Source organism: Streptomyces sp. NPDC060035, assembly GCF_042736635.1.
Lineage (GTDB): Bacteria > Actinomycetota > Actinomycetes > Streptomycetales > Streptomycetaceae > Streptomyces.
The window spans coordinates 48,487-67,049 of sequence record NZ_JBHWVO010000018.1 but is presented as its reverse complement, the minus strand read 5'-3'; the positions used below and the strand labels follow the sequence as shown (position 1 = coordinate 67,049).

Annotated in this window: 19 protein-coding genes; 8 read left to right on the top strand and 11 right to left on the bottom strand. The window is 69.4% G+C overall.

The genetic code is table 11. The features are described 5' to 3' along the window. Positions 1-133 precede the first annotated feature (133 nt). Positions 134-733 (top strand): class I SAM-dependent methyltransferase, encoded by a 600-nt coding sequence (locus ACFWBQ_RS26090; RefSeq protein ID WP_385497841.1) that lies wholly within the window; start codon positions 134-136, stop codon positions 731-733. Between the two features lie 74 nt (positions 734-807). Here the strand turns inward: ACFWBQ_RS26090 and ACFWBQ_RS26085 are convergent, their stop codons facing one another. Further along, a complete protein-coding gene (locus ACFWBQ_RS26085) occupies positions 808-1,581 on the bottom strand; it encodes an alpha/beta fold hydrolase (RefSeq protein ID WP_385497827.1) in 774 nt (257 codons plus the stop codon). Positions 1,582-1,683: 102 nt separating this feature from the next. Here ACFWBQ_RS26085 and ACFWBQ_RS26080 point away from each other — a divergent pair, with 102 nt between their 5' ends. Continuing rightward, positions 1,684-2,214, top strand: coding sequence for a PadR family transcriptional regulator (locus ACFWBQ_RS26080; RefSeq protein ID WP_385497820.1), 531 nt, complete (start codon positions 1,684-1,686; stop codon positions 2,212-2,214). Here the strand turns inward: ACFWBQ_RS26080 and ACFWBQ_RS26075 are convergent. Further along, on the bottom strand, positions 2,194-3,096 hold the full coding sequence (locus ACFWBQ_RS26075; protein ID WP_385497815.1) for an oxygenase MpaB family protein: 903 nt from the start codon (positions 3,094-3,096) through the stop codon (positions 2,194-2,196). The genes ACFWBQ_RS26080 and ACFWBQ_RS26075 overlap by 21 nt on opposite strands. Positions 3,097-3,339: 243 nt before the next feature. Between ACFWBQ_RS26075 and ACFWBQ_RS26070 the strand changes: the two genes are divergently transcribed. Continuing rightward, positions 3,340-4,224: a hypothetical protein gene (locus ACFWBQ_RS26070; protein ID WP_385497810.1), complete on the top strand. Its 885-nt coding sequence runs from the start codon at positions 3,340-3,342 to the stop codon at positions 4,222-4,224. A gap of 191 nt (positions 4,225-4,415) precedes the next feature. On the opposite strand, the gene ACFWBQ_RS26065 is transcribed toward ACFWBQ_RS26070, so the two are convergent. The 3 genes from ACFWBQ_RS26065 to ACFWBQ_RS26055 form a co-directional block, all read right to left on the bottom strand. Further along, entirely contained in the window at positions 4,416-4,958 is a 543-nt protein-coding gene (locus ACFWBQ_RS26065) for an MOSC domain-containing protein (protein WP_385498776.1), read from the bottom strand. After that, entirely contained in the window at positions 4,955-5,137 is a 183-nt protein-coding gene (locus tag ACFWBQ_RS26060) for a hypothetical protein (protein ID WP_385497806.1), read from the bottom strand. Before ACFWBQ_RS26060 ends, ACFWBQ_RS26065 begins: the two co-directional genes overlap by 4 nt. Positions 5,138-5,221: 84 nt before the next feature. After that, positions 5,222-6,283: a fatty acid desaturase family protein gene (locus ACFWBQ_RS26055; RefSeq protein WP_385497802.1), complete on the bottom strand. Its 1,062-nt coding sequence runs from the start codon at positions 6,281-6,283 to the stop codon at positions 5,222-5,224. Between the two features lie 258 nt (positions 6,284-6,541). Between ACFWBQ_RS26055 and ACFWBQ_RS26050 the strand changes: the two genes are divergently transcribed. From ACFWBQ_RS26050 to ACFWBQ_RS26035, 4 genes are all read left to right on the top strand, one after another. Next, the gene (locus ACFWBQ_RS26050; protein ID WP_385497799.1) at positions 6,542-9,442 is read left to right on the top strand and encodes a DEAD/DEAH box helicase; all 2,901 of its coding nucleotides are present in this window, start codon (positions 6,542-6,544) and stop codon (positions 9,440-9,442) included. Then, complete coding sequence (locus ACFWBQ_RS26045) at positions 9,439-10,737, top strand: SWF or SNF family helicase (protein WP_385497793.1); 1,299 nt, start codon at positions 9,439-9,441, stop codon at positions 10,735-10,737. The genes ACFWBQ_RS26050 and ACFWBQ_RS26045 overlap by 4 nt, the downstream gene beginning before the upstream one ends. A 114-nt stretch (positions 10,738-10,851) precedes the next feature. Beyond that, complete coding sequence (locus ACFWBQ_RS26040; RefSeq protein WP_385497787.1) at positions 10,852-12,210, top strand: esterase-like activity of phytase family protein; 1,359 nt, start codon at positions 10,852-10,854, stop codon at positions 12,208-12,210. Between the two features lie 207 nt (positions 12,211-12,417). Continuing rightward, complete coding sequence (locus ACFWBQ_RS26035; protein ID WP_385497782.1) at positions 12,418-12,999, top strand: N-acetylmuramoyl-L-alanine amidase; 582 nt, start codon at positions 12,418-12,420, stop codon at positions 12,997-12,999. Positions 13,000-13,045: 46 nt separating this feature from the next. Here the strand turns inward: ACFWBQ_RS26035 and ACFWBQ_RS26030 are convergent, their stop codons facing one another. The 3 genes from ACFWBQ_RS26030 to ACFWBQ_RS26020 all read right to left on the bottom strand — a co-directional run bounded on the left by ACFWBQ_RS26030 (position 13,046) and on the right by ACFWBQ_RS26020 (position 15,830). Then, on the bottom strand, positions 13,046-14,686 hold the full coding sequence (locus ACFWBQ_RS26030) for an MFS transporter (RefSeq protein WP_385497753.1): 1,641 nt from the start codon (positions 14,684-14,686) through the stop codon (positions 13,046-13,048). A 204-nt stretch (positions 14,687-14,890) separates the two neighbouring features. Next, on the bottom strand, positions 14,891-15,526 hold the full coding sequence (locus tag ACFWBQ_RS26025; RefSeq protein ID WP_385497727.1) for a lytic polysaccharide monooxygenase: 636 nt from the start codon (positions 15,524-15,526) through the stop codon (positions 14,891-14,893). A gap of 148 nt (positions 15,527-15,674) precedes the next feature. Continuing rightward, positions 15,675-15,830 carry a DUF6131 family protein gene (locus tag ACFWBQ_RS26020; RefSeq protein WP_385497709.1) on the bottom strand — a complete coding sequence of 52 codons (156 nt, stop codon included), beginning with the start codon at positions 15,828-15,830 and terminating at the stop codon, positions 15,675-15,677. Between the two features lie 188 nt (positions 15,831-16,018). Between ACFWBQ_RS26020 and ACFWBQ_RS26015 the strand changes: the two genes are divergently transcribed. Next, positions 16,019-17,200, top strand: a complete 1,182-nt coding sequence (locus ACFWBQ_RS26015; RefSeq protein ID WP_385497688.1) for an alcohol dehydrogenase catalytic domain-containing protein — start codon at positions 16,019-16,021, stop codon at positions 17,198-17,200. 6 nt (positions 17,201-17,206) lie between these two features. On the opposite strand, the gene ACFWBQ_RS26010 is transcribed toward ACFWBQ_RS26015, so the two are convergent. Genes ACFWBQ_RS26010 through ACFWBQ_RS26000 form a run of 3 tightly spaced genes read right to left on the bottom strand, consistent with a single transcriptional unit; the run spans position 17,207 to position 18,549 of the window. Further along, positions 17,207-17,485 (bottom strand): gas vesicle protein K, encoded by a 279-nt coding sequence (locus ACFWBQ_RS26010; RefSeq protein WP_385497681.1) that lies wholly within the window; start codon positions 17,483-17,485, stop codon positions 17,207-17,209. Then, on the bottom strand, positions 17,482-17,709 hold the full coding sequence (locus ACFWBQ_RS26005) for a gas vesicle protein (protein WP_385497673.1): 228 nt from the start codon (positions 17,707-17,709) through the stop codon (positions 17,482-17,484). The genes ACFWBQ_RS26010 and ACFWBQ_RS26005 overlap by 4 nt, the downstream gene beginning before the upstream one ends. A 3-nt stretch (positions 17,710-17,712) precedes the next feature. Then, entirely contained in the window at positions 17,713-18,549 is an 837-nt protein-coding gene (locus tag ACFWBQ_RS26000) for a GvpL/GvpF family gas vesicle protein (RefSeq protein ID WP_385497667.1), read from the bottom strand. Positions 18,550-18,563: the final 14 nt, after the last annotated feature.

The following is an 18,563-nucleotide window of genomic DNA, read 5'->3' as shown; positions in this document are numbered from 1 at the left end:
CGTGTGCCAGGGGCGCATTTCGAAAGGTGCTGAAATATGACAGAGAGATGTTCCCGAACGATCGGGGCAGGTTCGAACGTGCGCGCCGATTCGTGCCGTTTCGCTCGGGTGCGGACTACGCGATCATGTCCGTATGGCCGACGACCACACACATGTCCAGGATTTCTTCTCGGTCCGAGCAGCGGACTGGGACAGCCGGTTCCCCGATGACGGGCCCGCGTACGCCGCCGCCGTCGGCGCACTCCGGCTTCGGCCGGGCGACGCCGTTCTCGACGCGGGCTGCGGGACGGGGCGCGCGCTGCCGCACCTGCGGACCGCAGTAGGGCCCGGCGGCACGGTGCTCGGCGCCGACCTCACACCCGCCATGCTCAATGCGGCGGCACGTGCGGGGCGGGGCGCAAGTGGTGCCCTGCTCCTGGCCGATGTGGCACAGCTGCCGCTGCGCGCCGGAACGCTCGACGCGGTGTTCGCGGCCGGCCTGATCTCCCATCTCGCGCGCCCCGAGCGGGATCTGCGCGAGCTGGCACGCGTTGTGCGTCCCGGTGGCCGGCTGTCCCTGTTCCATCCGATCGGCCGGGCAGCGCTGGCCGCACGGCACGGCCGAGACATCTCGGACGACGATCTGCGGGCGGAGCCCCGCCTCGTTCCCCTGCTGGCACGTGCGGGGTGGGATCTGGACTCGTACACCGACAAGGACGACCGCTTCCTGGTCCTCGCCGTGCGCGCGCGCTGAGCGGCCACCGTCACACCGTGCGCGCGCGCTGAGCGGCCACCGTCACATCGGGCACGCGCGCTGAGCGGCCACCGTCACACCGGGCGCGCGGCGATGGCCCCTACCAGCGCGTCCGGCCGGTCGAACATGAGGGTATGTCCGGCCTCCGGGACGGTCTCCACCCGTACACCTGCGGCCGTCAGCTCTTCCTCGCCCGGGAGTTCACCGCTCAGTGCGCCCTGCAGGAACACACGCTCGGCCGGCGACTCCATCAGCATCCGGCGCATGGTCGGCTCGGTGCCCCGCATCAGGCAGATCGCCGAGCGGTGCAGTGCCAGCGGATCCGTGAGCCGCATGGTCGCGGCCCAGGCCGGACCCACCCGTGCCAGCACGCGGGCGAAGCCGCCGCCGTGGACGAACTCCTCCTCGGTCAGCGAGGCGATACCACTGCTCCCCGCGGTGACCGGCGGGTGCGGGTCGAGGTTGGCCTCGGTGAGGACGAGGCGCCGGACCAGCTCCGGACGCCGGTGCGCCAGGACGATCGCGACCGCGCCGCCCATGCTGTGGCCGATGAGGTCCGCGGCGCGCACCCCCGCTCCGTCGAGCGCGGCAGCCAGCGCGTCGGCGTGCTCCTCCAGCGTGTAGCCGAAATCCTGGGGCCGGTCACTGATGCCGTGCCCGGGAAGGTCGACAAGGAGTGAACGGCGGCCGGACAGAGCCGGGTCGGCCGCAATGTGCGCGTGGTAGACGGCGGACATCGCTCCGAGCCCGTGTACGTACACCGCGGCCACGCCGGCGTCGTCGGGCGTACCGCCCGACTCGGTCCATCGGATCGAACTGCCCCGCTGATCGAACTGCGCCTCGTGCACAGGTCCACTCCCCACTCGTCGACGTCCCACTTCACCGAAGCATACATCGACACCGATGTATTACCGCAACGATGTACCACGCCCATGGGGCAGAATGTGGGCATGCTGGAGCTCTCCATCCTCGGATTCCTGTACGACACGCCTCTGCACGGCTACGAACTGCGCAAACGCATCACGGCTCTGACCGGACATGTGAGGCCGGTCGCGGAAAGCACGCTGTACCCGGCCATCAAGCGGCTGGAGAAGGCAGGGCTGTTGGCCAGGGAAACGCAGCCGGGCAGCACGGCGGCACCCCGTCACGTCCTGACGTTGACCGAGACAGGCAGAACGGAGTTGCGGCGCCGTCTGGCCGAACCGGCACGGGGCGACATCACCGATGAGAACCGCTGGTTCGCGCTCCTGGCGTTCCTGCGCCATCTGCCGGACCCGTCGGCCCAGGCCGGCGTGCTCCGGCGGCGGTTGGCCTTCCTGGAGGAGCCGGCGAGCTTCTTCTACGCCGGGGACAGGCCGCTGCGCGCCGAGGAACTGGACGATCCCTTCCGCCGGGGCATCCTCACGATCGCCCGGGCGACCAGCGAGACCGAGCTGAGGTGGCTGCGCGCCACCCTCGACTCACTCGACCGGAGTGTCTGAGGGCCGGCCGTGCGGGACCGGGCACCCTCGGACGCCCGGCGTGGGGAATGTACCGAGCCCCGCGACCTCGTACCCGTTCGGGTAGCCCTTGATCTCGGGGTTCTGGCGGGCGTAGTGCGCGGTGGAGCGCGGCGGCAGGAGCCGCACGGCACGGGCCCTCAGGAGCAGCGCTCCGCGGGTCAGTCCCCGGGCGAAGGGGCCGGGACGTTCGTAGCGGAACGCCCGCAGCAGCGACTCGTCGAGCAGTGCGAGAGCGGCCTTGCGCACGACGGGCGCGAGCGGGCCCGGATACCAGGAGCCCATGAGGGCCAGCGTGGCGTCGGAGACCGCACGTGCGCCCTCGTCCCAGCCGAAGTACTCCTCCTCATAGGTGTCGAGGGTGCGTTCGAAGTCCTCGTACGTCTGCGGCACGTCCTTGATGCCCAGGTGCGTGCCGAGGGTGCGGTAGTAGGCGGCGAAGGCGCGCAGCTCGTGGCCGGACAGTTTGCGCCAGCCATAGGCATCGAGCCAGCGCTTGGGGGTGACGACGAAGGTGCACAGCACGTAGCGCATGTCGCCGTCACTGATGTCGTAGCTGCGGTGCATCCGGTTGATCCGCCGGACCGCCGTGCGTCCCGCCTCGCTGTCGAATCCGTGCTCCACGACGGCGTCGAGGAGAAGTGCGGTGTCGTCGTACCGCTTCTGTGAACGTTCCGTCAGTTCCCCTGTCTCCGCGAGGAGTCGGCCGATGCTGGGGACGGCATAGGTGCGGTACAGGGCGAGTTCGAGTGCGCGGGTGATGTCCCAGGGGAATTCGTACGTCACGGTGAGCCGGTAGATCTCGAGGAAGTCCCGCTCCGGGTCGAGCCGCTGGATCTCCTTGAGCCGTTCGAACCGCTTCACCCTGGTTGTCCCCTCGTCGGCCGGAGGCACAACCCTACGCGGGCCGGACTGACGGGCACCACGGTGCGAGGGGCACCACGGTCCGAGGGCCGCTCCGGTGCGAGGGGCGCTCCGGCGCGCCGGAGCGAGCCCCGGCGGCCTCCCGTCACCGGGGCAATGCCGCTCGTCAGGGCCTCGACGGCAGGGTTACCGAGTAGTTAAGGTGCGCCGACGGACGAAGCTGTGAGGAAAGAGGAGGATGCTGTGGCCGGGCCCGACGAGGCGGTCACCGACGACGACGCACTGTTTGTGCTGACCGCGGTGCTGCTGACCCCCGCGCAGTTCCCGAGCGTGCTCGGCGACGACTACGTGGCCGCGTGCGGCGCGCTCGGCCTCGAGCCGTATGCCGAGGGGTACGGTCTTGTGCTCGGCCAGGACGGCGGCGGCGCCCGCTGGACGGTCGTCGTCGACGACGTCTCGCTGGTGGCCGTCGCCATCGCCTCCTGGGACTGCGGCATGGAGTACGACCTCTCCCCCGACGACCGCTCGGTGGTGTGCGCTCTGCCGGGCTGGCCGCTGGCCCTGGCGGTCGCGGCGCCCGGCGTTCCCGAGCCGCACGACCCGACACCGGACCCGGCCGCCGAGGGAACCGACCCGGCACCCCTGGCGCCGCCGGACACCGAGGTCTGGGGAGCGGCCCAGCGGCGTCTCGGTGCGGACGAGATCGCCCTGCAGTGGGCCGTCTGGCGGGAGCAGATCGACGACGAGACCGCATTCGGGCGATCCGTGGACGAGTCCCCGGGCGGCGGGACCCCCTCGGGGGACGCGCAGAACGGTGCGGAGGCCGAGGATACGGCCGGGGGAGACAACGCCTCCAGCAGTCATCCAGGCTTGCGCAGAGCGCTCGAAGAGGCCCGCGCGTACGTCACGAACCCGCCCCCTCCCGGCCGCATCCGCTCCGCGTTCGCCCCGGGCGGAGCCCGTACGCTGCGCGCGGACGGTCCCGGCTGGTCCCTGGTGGCCAGGACCGACGACATCGCGTTCATCCTGCTGGACGAGGAACCTGGCGAGGTCCTGCCCGTCGGCCGCGGTCCCGAACTGCCGGGGTTGCTGAAGTCGCTCGACGAGCTGGCCGTCCGGCCTGCGTGAGCCCGAAGCACATGCAGGCGGGCCCGGACGGCTCACAGTGCGTCGCCCGCCCAGTACGGCCACCGTGCGTTACGGGGGCATGCGCGCCCCCACCAGGTGCTCTGCCGTCCCGGCCCCGGAGCAGGGGGCACGCTCCGCGCGAGCGGCCGTCACCCCCTGCTCAGGTTCGGCTGACCGGTCGGCCGTAGGTACTACACCCGCTCCAGCGGACGGTGCGGCTCTGCGGGCAGTTCGGCCTTGACCGGGTCACCGGGCCGCACGGCTCCGCCGACCTTGACGATGCCCATGATCCCGGCCTTCCGCACGACGCTGCCGTCGTCGTTCCTCCCGACGACCCGCTTGAGCAGTCCGTCCTGGAACTGGTCGATCTGCAGGCACGGGTTGCGCAGGCCCGTCACCTCGACGACTGCCTCGTCGCCGAGGTGGAGCAGCGTGCCCACCGGGAGGGCGAGAAGGTCGATGTCACCGGTGGTGACGTTTTCCCCCAGGTCGCCCGGAGCAACGTCGAATCCCGCGTCCCGCAGCTCCGCGAAGAGCTCCTGATGGATCAGGTGGACCTGACGCAGATTGGGCTGCGTCGGGTCCTGGGCCACTCGCGACCGGTGTTTGACCGTGACACCGGCGTGGACATCGCCCTCCACACCGAGCCCGGCCAGCAGCGTGATGCCGGCTCGGTTCGGCTTGGTGAACGAGTACACGCCGTTGCTGCTGACTGCCACAACTGTGCTGTTCAGCGCCCTATCTCCTTACGGCTGATCCTGCGGAGCCTGCGCCGCTGGGCCGGATCGAGCATCAGGTAGCCCACCGTGGGCACCCCGACAAGGACGAGCAGTGACCACCAGAATCCGATGAACGGAATCAGGACGACTGCCGCGACGACTCCCCCGATGGCGATCTTTGCACCGTTCGACATGATCCATGCCTCCTCCGCGGCCGGAGCCGCTCCTGGTGTGAGAACGCCCGCGACCGTTCATCGGTTCCAGCAGGCCGCTCCCGTCTAACGCAGCGGCTCGCCGACCTCGTGCATGTGCTCCAGGGCCTGCCGGTAGGACTCGATGAGGCCGGTCTCCGCGTACGGCATCCCGATCTCCCGGCAGTGGGCCCTGACCAGCGGCTGCGCCAGACGCAGATGGGGTCGGGGCATGCTCGGGAAGAGATGGTGCTCGATCTGGTAGTTGAGGCCGCCGAGGAACCAGTCGGTGAGGACGGCGCCGCGTACGTTGCGCGAGGTGAGGACCTGGCGCTGCAGGTGGCCCCAGCGGTCGCCGTCCGGGTCGGGCATCTCCATGCCCTTGTGGTTCGGCGCGAAGGCCATCCCCAGGTGGAGGCCGAAGAGTGCGTGGTGCACGAGGGCGAAGACGACTGCCTTGCCCAGCGACATGGTGGTGAGCAGCAGCGTCACGTACAGCGCGAGGTGACCGGCCAGCAGCAGACCGGAGAGTGCACGCTCGCGGACGGGCTGGCGCCGCAGGAACTGGAAGCCGTAGATCTTGAGGGCGATGCCCTCGAGGAGCAGCATCGGGAAGAAGAGCCGTGCCTGGTTACGGGTGAGCCAGCGGGCGAAGCCCTCGCGCTGGGCCGCCTGCTTCTGCGTCCACACCAGGGCGCCGACCCCGACATCGGGGTCCTTGTCGATGTGGTTGGGGTTGGCGTGGTGGCGTACGTGCTTGTCGTTCCACCAGGCCTCGTTCATACCGAGGAGCAGATTGGCGTGGATCAATCCGACCATGCGGCTCGCCTTGCGGTCGCCGGATATCTGCGCGTGGCCGGCGTCGTGCCCGAAGAAGGCGGTACGGGTCCACAGGATGGCCAGCGGAAGGGCGAGGAACAGGGTCCACCAGGTGTCGCCGAGAAACACCATGCCGGTGATCACCCCTCCGAGGACGACCAGGTTGGCGGCGATGCCCGCCGCGTACCAGCCGGTGCGTCGCTCCAGGAGTCCTTGGCTCTTCACGGCCTTCAGGAGCGGGGCGAAATCACTGCCGGAGGCCGGGGAAGCTCCCGGTCCCTCCGATCCGTCACGGGTGTGCTGCGCAACGGTGGCTACCGCCTGGGGCATGACGTCTCCGGTTTCTGGGCATCTACGCTGACCTCGTCAAACGTACGGATGGCGGGCCTGCGGCTGCCATGACGGCACCACCCCGGTCCTAGGGGGGCCAGCCCCCTCCCCCCGTGGTGGTGCCGACTGCACCCCAAGCTTCAGAAGGCAGAAATGAGTGAGGTGGCTCACTGTGCATTTCTCCCGGAACGGGCCGTGGATGGAGTACCCTCGGCGACCCCGGGCTCACTAGTCAAATTTGAGGAATCTGACATCGCTGTGCACAGGCTCCCTGCGGCAACAACACATGACGAGATCGTTGAACTGTCCCGCTGCTCCGCAGTCTTCCTCCCCGCGGATCCGGCCCGTACCGGCCTGATCGCGTTCTGGAACCCGGACGGTAGCACCCCTCCAGACGGTCCCGGGAGTTCGACGGAGCTGACGGTCGTCGGAAGCGACGCCCACCCCTGCACCGTACCGGCGCTGGTTCTGCCGGTACGCGACGCGCTGCCCCTCCTCACACGGGCGCGCGCGAGCGCACATGCCTCCGCCGCGACGGCGTTCTGGGGCTCCGCCGGGGTGCTCGCCCTTCAACTCGTCGCGCGTGGGCTGGTCCTGCCGGGACTGAGTGCCGGGGACAACGACGCGTGGCGCGCAGGCCCGCTGACCGCGGACGACCTGGAGCGGATCAGGGTCCTGGCGGCTTCCATGCCGCCCACCGCGCACGCGGTGCCGCTCGACGCGGCAGCGGATCCGGTCATGCTTGCCGAACCCGAACCACTGCTGCGTTCGTTCTTCGATGCCGTCGCCGACGGGATGCCTCGCTCCCCGGCCGCCGAACTCGTCACGGGCGGACCCGCGTTCGCGGCCATGGCCGCCCAGCACCTGCCCGGACTGCGGCCATGGGCGGCCGATGTGGCCGCCGGGCACGACGCGGGTGTCCGGCTCTCGCTGCGTATCGAGGTGTCGGGGCTCACCGAGGCAGGCGCCGACGACAGTACGGGCGGTGGGCCGTCGTTCCGTGCCGTCCTGCAGATCCACAGCGTCCAGGATCCCGCCCTGGTCGCCGACGCGGCGGATGTATGGGCCGCCCGTTCCCCCAGCGCCTCGCTGTTCGGCCCGCGCGCCCGCATGGACGCCCTGCTGGCGCTGCGCCGCGCCGCCCGCGCCTGGCCTCCGCTGGCACCGCTGCTGTCTGCCGCCGTGCCGGATGCGGTCGAACCGGCCGACGAGGAGATCGCGGAGCTGCTCGGGCCTGCGGCCCGGGCACTCGCCGCGACGGGCGTTCAGGTGCACTGGCCCAAGGAGCTGGCCAGGAAGCTCACCGCGCGCGCCGTGGTCGGCCCCTCGGGCGCGTTCGGCCCGGACGATGGCGAAGGCGGCGCCCGTCGCCCCGCGAGGACGGAATCGGACACGCCCTCGTTCCTGTCCGCCGACGCGCTGCTCGCCTTCGACTGGCGGTTCGCCCTGGGGGACCAGAAGCTGAGCCGCGAGGAGCTCGACCGGCTCGCCGAGGCGGGCAGGCCCCTGGTCAGGCTGCGCGACCAGTGGGTCCTCATCGACCCGGAGGAGGCCCGGCGCGCCCGGGAGGCGCAGGACCGCAAGGTCACGGCCATCGACGCCCTCGGCGCCGTGCTGACCGGGACCACCGACATCGGTGGACGCCGCGTGCAGGTTTCGGCGACCGGCTGGCTCGAGGAGCTGCGTGAGCGGCTCGCCGATCCGGAGTCGCGGGACCTGCAGACGGTCGGTCAGCCGGCGGCCCTCTCAGCGAGCCTGCGCGACTACCAGCTGCGCGGCCTGAACTGGCTGCACACCATGACGTCGCTCGGCCTCGGCGGCTGTCTCGCCGACGACATGGGGCTCGGCAAGACCATCACCCTGATCGCTCTGCATCTGCACCGGCAGGGCATCGAGCACGCCGCCGGGCCCACGCTCGTGGTGTGCCCGACCTCCCTGATGGGCAACTGGCAGCGGGAGATCGAGAAGTTCGCTCCGGGCACGCCGGTGCGCCGCTTCCACGGTGCAGTGCGTTCCCTGGAGGACGTGGCGGACGGCGAGTTCGTCCTCACCACGTACGGCACGATGCGCCTCGACGCGGCACGGCTCGCACAGGCTTCGTGGGGCATGGTCGTCGCCGACGAGGCCCAGCACGTGAAGAATCCGCACTCGGCGACGGCCAAGCAGCTGCGGACCATCGGTGCACGGGCACGCGTCGCGCTCACCGGCACCCCTGTCGAGAACAACCTCTCCGAGTTGTGGGCCATCCTCGACTGGACGACCCCCGGGCTGCTGGGCAGCCTCGGTACGTTCCGTTCCCGGTACGCCGGAGCGGTCGAGGGCGGCAACGACCCTGCCGCAGGCGAGCGGCTGGCCGCACTGGTCCGTCCGTTCCTCCTGCGGCGCCGCAAGTCCGACCCGGGCATCGCCCCGGAGCTGCCGCCGAAGACGGAGACCGACCGGGCGGTTTCGCTGACGACGGAACAGACCGGTCTGTACGAGGCGGTGGTGCGGGAGGCCCTCGCCGAGATCTCCGGCGCCGACGGCTTCGCGCGCCGCGGACTCGTCATGAAACTGCTGACGGCGCTCAAGCAGATCTGCAACCATCCGGCGCAGTACCTCAAGGAGGAGCAGCCCCGGATCGCGGACCGTTCGGGCAAGGTGGAGCTGCTGGACGAACTCCTCGACACGATTCTGTCCGAGGGCGCGAGCGTGCTGGTGTTCACGCAATACGTACAGATGGCACGGCTGCTCGAACAGCATCTGGCCGCGCGCGGGGTCCCCACCCAGTTCCTGCACGGCGGCACGCCCGTCGCCGCGCGGGAGGCCATGGTGAACCGGTTCCAGGCGGGCGGGGCCCCGGTGTTCCTGCTGTCGCTCAAGGCCGCGGGTACGGGGCTCAACCTCACCCGGGCCGGCCATGTGGTGCACTTCGACCGCTGGTGGAATCCGGCCGTGGAGGCGCAGGCCACCGACCGTGCGTACCGGATCGGGCAGACCCAGCCGGTGCAGGTGCACCGGCTGATCGCCGAGGGAACCATCGAGGACCGGATCGCCGACATGCTGGCCCGCAAGCAGAAGCTTGCGGATGCCGTGCTCGGCGGGGGCGAGACGGCGCTGACGGAACTGACCGATGCGGAACTGGCCGACCTGGTCGAGCTTCGAGGGGGCGCACGATGAACGACAGTGACGGACCGGAGCGTACGTTTGCGGCCCTCCCGCCCGCAGCCGGCCGGGGATTCGCGTCGTCCTGGTGGGGGCAGGCATGGCTGAAGGCGCTGGAGGACACGGCGCTCGACGGTCAGCAGCTCAAGAAGGGCCGCAGACTGGCCCGGGAGGGCAGGGTCGGCGCGGTGTCCGTCCGGCCGGGCCGGATCACCGCGCTCGTACAGGACCGCGACTCGACCGCGTACCGGAGTGATGTGCTTCTCCCGCAGCTGAGCGAGGCGGAGTGGGACCGCTTCCTGGACATGGCGTCCGAGCGGTCCGGGCACATCGCCGCACTGCTCGACCGTGAGATGCCGCCGCATCTGGTGGAGGACGCGGCGGCAGCCGGGGTCGAACTGCTGCCGGGTATCGGTGGTCTGGAGCCCGAGTGCAGCTGTGAGGCCTGGGATCACTGCCCGCACACGGGAGCCCTGTGCTACCAGGTGGCGAGGCTTCTGGACCAGGACCCGTTCGTGCTGCTGCTGATGCGGGGGCGTGAAGAACGGCGGCTGCTCGACGAGCTCCAGGTGCGCAGCGCCGCGCGTGCGGTCCGCGAGGCGAGCGGTGCTGCTCCGGAGCCGGCGGACCCCCTGGCGGGTCAGGGCGTCCCGCACGGCGTCCGGGCCGATGAGGCGTTCGCCGCGCGGGACATCCTGCCGCCGCTGCCCGCTCCCCCGCCGCTGCCTGCGGAACCGGGTCTGCCGCCGTCGCTGGACGCGGAGACGGATCCGGTGGCGGGCGTCGATCCGGCCGCGCTGGAGGTACTGGCGGCGGACAGCGCCGTACGGGCCTTCGCGATGCTGGCGGATGCACTCGCAGAGGGTCACGAACGTCAGCCCGTGGCGCACGGGCTGACGCCGGAACAGGACGCGGTGCGGCTGGCTGCCGATATCCGGCCGGACGGGCAGCTGTCCACCCGCCTCGCCTCGGCTTCGGGACGGCAGCGGGCGGACCTCGACGCCGCCGTGCGGGCCTGGCAGTACGGCGGAACGGCCGCGCTGGCTGTGCTCGACGAGGAGTGGCTGCCGGGCCCGGAGGAGTTGGCGCGGGCCCGTGCGCAGCTGGCCGCCGCGTGGGAGGAGGGCGAGGGCCCGCAGCTGCGCGCCGCGTACAACCGCTGGACCGCGACGGGTTCCGGTGCGCAGGTGCGCTACGGGCGCGACGGACGCTGGTGGCCGTACCGCAAGGAGCGGGGCCGCTGGGTTCCGGCCGGGCCGGCGGACGACGATCCGGCGGGCGCGCTGGCCGGGGCACTGTCCGACGCCTGAGCAGCCGTCACGTTCCTCACCTGCTGCCCCCACGTTCAACTCGATGTCACCATGCGTTGAGGGTGGGGGCAGAGCCTGACGACCGTCCGAGCGTCAGTGCCACCAGGAGGCCCCATGTCCGCGCGCGTTGTCCGTCGTTCTCTTGCTGTCGGGCTGCCGCTCGCCCTGCTCTCCACGGTCTGTGTGGCAGCCACCGCGGCCGGTTCGCAGGACCGTCACGGTTCCACCGACCGTCCGGAGCGCACGGCACGGGTCACCGGCAGTGCGGTGCTCGGCGATGTCCCGCTGGCCGGATTCAGTAACAGCCTGCTGCCCGGTACGGTCTCCGACGACCGGGGCGTGATGCTGGGCGGCATCGGCAGCGACATCTACCCGGCGGGCCGCAAGGGCGAGTTCTGGACGGTGACGGACCGCGGCCCCAACGGCCAGATCAAGGTCGACGGCAAGAAGCGGCGTACCTTCCCCGTGCCGGGCTTCGACCCCGCGATCGTCAGGATCCGCGTCGACGGCAAGCGGATCGAGGTGCTGGACTCCCTGCCGCTGACCACGCGTTCCGGCGCTGCGGTGACGGGTCTGTCGAATCAGGAGAGCCGGGACGAGGCCCCGTACACCTATGACGCGCGGACTCCGCTCGCGTACAACCCGAACGGGCTTGACACCGAGGGCCTCGTGCGTGCGGCGGACGGGTCGTTCTGGCTGGTCGACGAGTACGGTCCGTCGCTCGTCCATGTCTCCCCGCGTGGCCGGGTCCTGACGCGATACGTACCGGAGGGCCTGGAGCTGAAGGGCGCCGGCTACCGGGTCGTCGAGGCGCTGCCCGGTGTGCTGTTGCACCGCAAGGTCAACCGCGGCTTCGAAGGGCTCGCCCTGCTGCCGGGCGGCGATCTGGTCCTCGCGGTGCAGAGCCCGCTGTCGCTCCCGGACCAGGACGCGGGCGAGGCTTCCCGCAACGTGCGTCTCCTTCGCTTCTCGACGGAGAAGCAGAAGGTGACCGCGGAGTACGCGTACCGCTTCGACCCGGTCGAGGTCGTCGACCCCAGCGAGGACGACACGTCCGAGCTGAAGATCTCCTCGGTCGTGGCGATCGGACGCGACAGCCTGCTGGTGGAGGAGCGCACCGACAAGTCGGCCCGGCTGCACAGGGTGACGCTGCCCGGCGGTTCCGGCATCCTCGGCTCGGAGTGGGACGATCCGGCCACCTCACCCGCGTACGAGGAGCTCGACGACCCCTCCGCGTCCGGGGTGCGGGTGCTGCGCAAGAGCCTGGTCGTCGACCTCGGCAGGCTCGAGGGCGTGCCCGGCAAGATCGAGGGAGTGGCCGTCACAGGCCGCGACACCCTTGCGGTCATCAACGACAACGACTTCGGGATGACGGACGGCGCGGAAGCCTTCGACGCGAACGGCCGACTGGTGGACAGCGGTATCGAGACATCGGTGACACTGCTCAAGCTGCCGCGACCGCTGGTCGGCTGATTCGCACAACTCACCATCACCGGGCACAGCCGCCAAGGGGCCGGCCGCTGTGCCCGGTGCTTTTGCGCGCGCGTGAGCGCGTCCGCTCGGTCCCGGGCAGTTGCCCTCTTCACCCGTACCGCAGCTCTACGGTGAGGCGGACGGTTACCCTGCCGTACATCGGACGGCCCGTCACGGACTACGGACGTCTCCCGAACAGGAGTGTCGATGCGCCGCAGAAGGATTCTCCAGAGTGCAGCGGTCACAGCCACCGCGGCCCTCTTGCCGGCATCGGTCCGAGCAGCCGCCGTCCCCACCGGCGACACGGACTACCCGTCGGCCCACTGGGCTCCGGCGTCCCCCTCCAACTACACGACGTCGAGCCGCCCTTCGGCGTATCCCGTCGATTTCGTCGTCATCCATGTCGCTCAGGAGACCTTCGCCGACACCATCGGCATCTTCCAGAATCCGGCGAAGCAGGTTTCAGCGCACTACGTGGTGCGCTCGACGGACGGATACGTGGCCCAGTGCGTACGCGAGAACAACATCGCTTGGCACGCGGGGAACTGGGACCACAACACCCGTAGCATCGGCATCGAGCACGAGGGCTGGGTGGATCAGCCCTCGTACTTCACCCACGCCATGTACGAGCAGTCGGCCAGGCTCACGGCGAACATCTGCGACCGCTACGGTCTGACCAAGGACCGTGCGCACATCATCGGCCACCACGAGGTACCGGGCAGCGACCACACCGACCCCGGGGTGAACTGGGACTGGGTGCGCTACATACGTCTCGTCAACCTGCTGTGAGGCCGCTGGCGCCCGCCCTGCCTCGAGCCGACGGGGTTGCGCCCACTCAGCCGTCCGGGCCCGCGTCCCCGCCCCGTTTCCGTACCGGAGCACGAGCGCCCGTGGCACTGTCCTGCGTGTCTTCCCCCGAAGCCTCCCCGTCCACCGGCGGCACCATCGCTCCGCCGCGCAGACGTTCCAGGTCGGAGGCGCGTACCTGTATCACCAGCAGGGCGATCAGTGCGGCGATGACGGCCAGGACAGCAGCGACGACAAACGCGCTGGAGACTCCCGAGGCCAGCACCTGGTCGCCCCAGGGGGCAGGAAGTTCGCCCGTCCTGCGGAACTCCAGCTGCTGGGCCGGAGTCGCCTCGGCCAGGAAGCGTGGCACCTGGTCGGTGGCTTCGTTGCGGCTGGCTGTGCCGAAGACCGTGACCAGAATGGACAGCCCCAGAGATCCGCCCACCTGCTGGGTGGCGTTGAGAACCCCGGACGCGGCTCCCGCCTCCCGCGGTGCCACTCCGGAGACGGCCATCAGCGTCAGCGACACGAACTGCATCCCCATGCCGAAGCCGAAGACCAGCATGGGGCCCAGGATGCTCCCCAGGTAGCTGCTGTGGATGTCGGTGAACGTGAGCCAGCCGAGTCCCAGAGCTGCCAGGACCGCGCCCACCACCATGAAGGGCTTCGGCCCCCACTTGGGCAGGAGCTGCGAGGCGATCCCCGCGCTGACCGCGATGACCACGCTCACGGGGAGGAAGGCGAGACCCGCCTGCAGCGGACTGAAGTCCAGGATGTTCTGCACGAAGAGCGTCAGGAAGAAGAACATGCCGAACATCGCAGCCGCCAGGCTCAACATCATTCCGTAGGTGCCGGCGCGATTGCGGTCGCGGAACATCTTCAAGGGGGTGATGGGCTGCTTCGACCGGGTCTCGACGGCAAGGAACAGGGCCAGGAACACCACGGCCGCGATGAACGAGCCAATCGTCAGACTGTCGCTCCAGCCGTCCTCCGAGGCACGGATGAAGCCGTAGACAAGAAGCACCATGCCGATGGTGGAAGTGAGCGCACCGAGGACGTCGAAGTGACCCGGGTGGCGTTCGGACTCCTTGATGTATCGGGGCGCCGCGGCGGCGATCAGCAGCCCGATGGGCACATTGACGAAGAAGACCCATCGCCAGTCGAGCCACTCCACGAGAATTCCGCCCGCGAGCAGTCCGATCGCGCTGCCGCCCGCGGACACGGCGGCAAAGACACCGAACGCCCTGTTCCGCTCGGGACCTTCGCGGAAGGTCGTGGTGATGAGCGAGAGCGCGGTCGGGGAAGCGATCGCACCGCCGACGCCCTGCAGGGCGCGTGCTGCGAGCAACTGCCAGGAATCCTGCGAGAGTCCACCCAGCAGCGAGGCGAACACGAAGAGCAGAACGCCGAAGATGAAGACTCTGCGGCGCCCGAGAATGTCGCCCAGCCGGCCGCCGAGCAGGAGCAGTCCACCGAAGGTCAGGGTGTAGGCGTTGATCACCCAGGACAGGCTCTCGGTCGAGAAGCCCAGCGAGGTCTGGATGTTCGGAAGTGCGATGTTCACGATGGTGATGTCGAGGACCACCATCAGCTGGCACGAGCAGATGACGAGAAGGGCGATTCCCTTGCCGTGGCCCCGCTCCGGGGATTCGGCAAGCGTCGAGGTTTTCGCCGTTGATTCCGTCATGGCAGCAGTGCGATTCGAGCCGTACGAGCCAGTGGTGAACGGAAACGTTCACCCATCGACCGTAGGCCGAACGGGCGTTCCTCGCCAATCGAACCGGCTCGCCCCGCTCACCGGCCGTCGACGGGGCGGCGCGGACCCCGCCGGACGGCGGGATCCGCGCGCGAGGTCCCGCCGGACAGGGGGATCCGACGGGACAGGTGTGCGTCAGACGACGTTCACGTCACTGCACAGGAAGTACGTCTGGTCCATGTGCGAGGCCTGCCAGATCGTGTAGACCACATGGCGGCCGCTGAGGCCCGAGGTGCTCACGGGTATCTCGTAGTTCTGGCTGGGGCCGTAGCTACCGGTCGTTGCGACCAACTGGAGATCGCTCCAGGTCAGCGGCTGCGTGGCCGGGTCGAAGCCCTGACGGCTGACGTACACGCGGAAGTAGTCGGCGCCGTGGCTGGCCTGGTCGTACAGCTTCACGGTGAAGTTGCCGCCGATGTCCGTCGTCTTCCAGGCGCCCACCGTGTCGAGGGAGTTGTAGCGGCCGCTCTCGGTCCGGCCTCCGCTGCACAGCTGGCCGTCGGGTACGACTGCCGGGAAGTTGCCGCCGGATCCGTTGCGGCACAGCCCGTTCCAGTTCCACATGGCGTTCGGGTCGGCCTGCCACGCCTGCCAGCACATGGGGTCTTCCTGAGCCATGGCCGGGTTCTGGAAGTCGCTGCCCCAGCGCAGCCAGCAGCCGTAGTTGCGGGACGCCGGGTCGACGACGGAGCCATGGGCACTCGCGGTGCCCGTCCATGGCAGCAGACAGAGCAGGGCGGCCACGAGCACGCCGCCCAGACGCAGCACCACATCCCGTAACTTGAAGTGATCATGACAATCATGCGCGATCTCCACCTTCGGGAGTGGGGGGATTCATCGGCATGGGAGCGCTCCCGCGCCACAATGGCTCTGCCCTGCCACGCACGGTTCAAACCCGCCCTGAAACGTCTCCAGTCGCTCACCAGTAGTGCTTGCGGCCACCGACCGCACGACCCATGGACCCCAGGAGCCACAGGACCAGCCCAATTACCAGCAGGATGATGCCGATGGTCCACAGGAAACCCAGCCCAGCCACCAAGCCGACGATGAGGAGAATTGCTCCAATAATGATCATCGCTTCCTCCGATCGTGCGGCCCTCATACCGAAAGGGGAGCACTTTTGAGCATATGCCTGCAATGACTGCAACGACCACCACGCACTTTCACTCCGATGCGCCTGCCACCCGCGGGCGGCGTATACAGGGAGAGGGTCACTTCTATGTGTTTCGCAATGAATCTGCGCAACAGGGAGAGAAGGTCACGATGAAGGCACTCACCTGGCAAGGAAAGCGCGATGTACGCATCGAGACGATGCCCGATCCGAAGATCGTGGATCCCACAGACATCATCGTGCGCATCACGTCCACCGGGATATGCGGGTCCGATCTACATTTGTACGAGGTGCTCGGCCCCTATCTGGATGCCGGCGACATTCTGGGCCACGAACCGATGGGAATCGTCGAGGAGGTCGGCCCGGAGGTCACCGCTGTTTCGGTGGGCGACCGAGTGGTGGTGCCATTCAACGTCTCGTGCGGTACGTGCTGGATGTGTGAACAGGGCCTTCACTCGCAGTGCGAGACCACGCAGGTACGGGAACGCGGCACGGGGGCATCGCTCTTCGGGTTCTCCAAACTGTACGGACAGATACCGGGCGGCCAGGCGGAACTCCTCCGTGTCCCCTTCGGCAACACCTTGCCCGTGAAGGTGCCCCACGGTCCTCCGGACGACCGCTTCGTCTATCTGTCGGACGTGCTGCCCACCGCATGGCAGGCCGTGGCATACGCCGATGTGCCACCGGGCGGAAGCCTGACGGTTCTCGGCCTCGGCCCGATCGGCGACATGGCGACCCGGATCGCATTTCACCAGGGCGTGGAACAGGTCATCGGCGTGGACCTGGTGCCGGAGCGGCTGGCCAGGTCGCGCGCACGTGGCGTCGACGCGCTGGATCTGAGGGAGCACAAGAACGTGGCGGACGAGATCCGCCGCCTCACACACGGACGCGGCACGGACGCAGTGATCGAGGCCGTCGGCATGGAGGCGCACGGCGCCCCCTTCGCCAGGGGGGCTCAACGGGCCACGGGGCTGTTGCCGGACGCGCTCGGCGCCAAGGTCATGGAGCATGCAGGCCTCGACAGCATGACCGCCTTCAACACGGCCATCGACGCCGTGCGCCGCGGCGGGACCATCTCCGTCGTCGGTGTCTACGGAGGTGCGATCGATCCCGTGCCGATGCTGACCCTGTTCGACAAGCAGGTACAGCTGCGCATGGGCCAGGCCAACGTCAGGCACTGGGTGGACGACATCCTCCCCCTGCTCGAGGATTCCGATCCCTTGGGCGTCGACGGTTTCGCCACCCACCGGCTGCCCTTGGCGGAGGGCCCACAGGCGTACCGCACCTTCCAGGCGAAGGCGGACGGGATGGTCAAGACCCTCCTGACCGCCTGAGCCCCGTCAGCTGCGCGGCAGCAGTGTCCCCAGCGGGCCCAGATCGAGATTGAGGTCCTCCGGCCGCACACCGTGCTGCTCGCACAGCTCAGTCATGCGCTGGTCGAGCAGCATGAGCGTGGTCCCGATCTCGTCGACCTGATGATCGGTGAGGTCCCCCTGGTCGATGCGGCGAATGGCCTGGCGCTCCATGAGCTGCCGCAGCAGCTCCACCACCGTCAGCACGAGAGCGACGAGGTCATGCCCCAGCTGGTCCGAATCCACGTCGACCCGGGAGGCGGTCACAGCGGGCCTCCATCGGCCCACGGTGACGGGATGCGCTCGTTGACGGACGACAGAAGGGCGTGGAGCGACAGCCGTACGAGGGGTACGTCCGCGATCGCGATCACCAGGTCTCCGCTGATCACCACGCCGGTCGCCAGCAGCCGGTCCAGCAGGTCGACGAGCGGCACGCCGATGGGGCCGCTCAGGGGCTCGGGAGTGTTCCAGGGCACGATGTCGTGCGACATCCCCTACACCTCTCCGACGAAGGAGTACGGCACCCAGGGCCCCGAAAGTTCGATCAGTGCGCCGGTGCTGTCCTGCAGCACACCGGTCAGCTTCTCCAGTTCGTCTGCTCGCCGTTCCGCGACCAGGTAGGTGGCGTTGAGAACCTGGACCCGGTGGCCCCCGGCGAGTTCGGGGCCGTGCGGCCTCAGCCTGCGGGCCGCCGCTGCCACCTTCTGGAACTCCGCGTCCACCGCCTCCGCCACCCGGAGATCCTCCTCCTGCCGCTGTTCGCGCCGGGCCTGCATTCCGCGTTTGCGGTCCAGGTAGGCGAGGCCCGCTCCGGGAGCCGGGCGAGGCCGGTCGGCAGGCACGGCCGGCCCGCGCCGTGCACTGCGCATGTCCTGCGCAGGACGTGACACTTCCTGCGCCGGACGTTCGGGCGCGTAGACCTTGACCCCCCACTCGGAGTGGTTCGCGGTTCGCGCGAGCGCGGCAAGGAAGCGTCGGGTTTCGCCGGTGAGCGCCAACCGGGCCCTCTCTTCGTCGTGGTACAGGGTGGCCAGAGGAAGCGGAACGGTGGGACAGGCCGCTGCCGCTGCCTCCACGACGTGGTGATGCGCACGTGCGTAGCGTTCCAGTTCGCGCGTGTCGGACAGGCGCGCCTGCCAGACTTCGTCGGAGAAGTCGGCAGCGCGAACGGTCTGGACGATCGCCGTCAGCTCCCCGAACGGCATGGTGCGTACGGGTGCGTCCGCTGCGACACCCGGCAGATCCGCGACCACGGCCTGTTCCGGGGCCCTGCAGACAGCGAATACGTAGATGGCGTTGCCATCCGAAGAATCGGCGCCCGACTCCGTCATGTTCCTCGGTTCTC

Coding starts and splice junctions, on each gene's coding strand:
- ACFWBQ_RS26090 (WP_385497841.1), top strand. CDS start 134: ATGGCCGACGACCACACACATGTCCAGGATTTCTTCTCGGTCCGAGCA.
- ACFWBQ_RS26005 (WP_385497673.1), bottom strand. CDS start 17,709: ATGTCGCACGACATCGTGCCCTGGAACACTCCCGAGCCCCTGAGCGGC.
- ACFWBQ_RS26080 (WP_385497820.1), top strand. CDS start 1,684: ATGCTGGAGCTCTCCATCCTCGGATTCCTGTACGACACGCCTCTGCAC.
- ACFWBQ_RS26020 (WP_385497709.1), bottom strand. CDS start 15,830: ATGATCATTATTGGAGCAATTCTCCTCATCGTCGGCTTGGTGGCTGGG.
- ACFWBQ_RS26030 (WP_385497753.1), bottom strand. CDS start 14,686: ATGACGGAATCAACGGCGAAAACCTCGACGCTTGCCGAATCCCCGGAG.
- ACFWBQ_RS26045 (WP_385497793.1), top strand. CDS start 9,439: ATGAACGACAGTGACGGACCGGAGCGTACGTTTGCGGCCCTCCCGCCC.
- ACFWBQ_RS26055 (WP_385497802.1), bottom strand. CDS start 6,283: ATGCCCCAGGCGGTAGCCACCGTTGCGCAGCACACCCGTGACGGATCG.
- ACFWBQ_RS26040 (WP_385497787.1), top strand. CDS start 10,852: ATGTCCGCGCGCGTTGTCCGTCGTTCTCTTGCTGTCGGGCTGCCGCTC.
- ACFWBQ_RS26035 (WP_385497782.1), top strand. CDS start 12,418: ATGCGCCGCAGAAGGATTCTCCAGAGTGCAGCGGTCACAGCCACCGCG.
- ACFWBQ_RS26060 (WP_385497806.1), bottom strand. CDS start 5,137: ATGTCGAACGGTGCAAAGATCGCCATCGGGGGAGTCGTCGCGGCAGTC.
- ACFWBQ_RS26015 (WP_385497688.1), top strand. CDS start 16,019: ATGAAGGCACTCACCTGGCAAGGAAAGCGCGATGTACGCATCGAGACG.
- ACFWBQ_RS26000 (WP_385497667.1), bottom strand. CDS start 18,549: ATGACGGAGTCGGGCGCCGATTCTTCGGATGGCAACGCCATCTACGTA.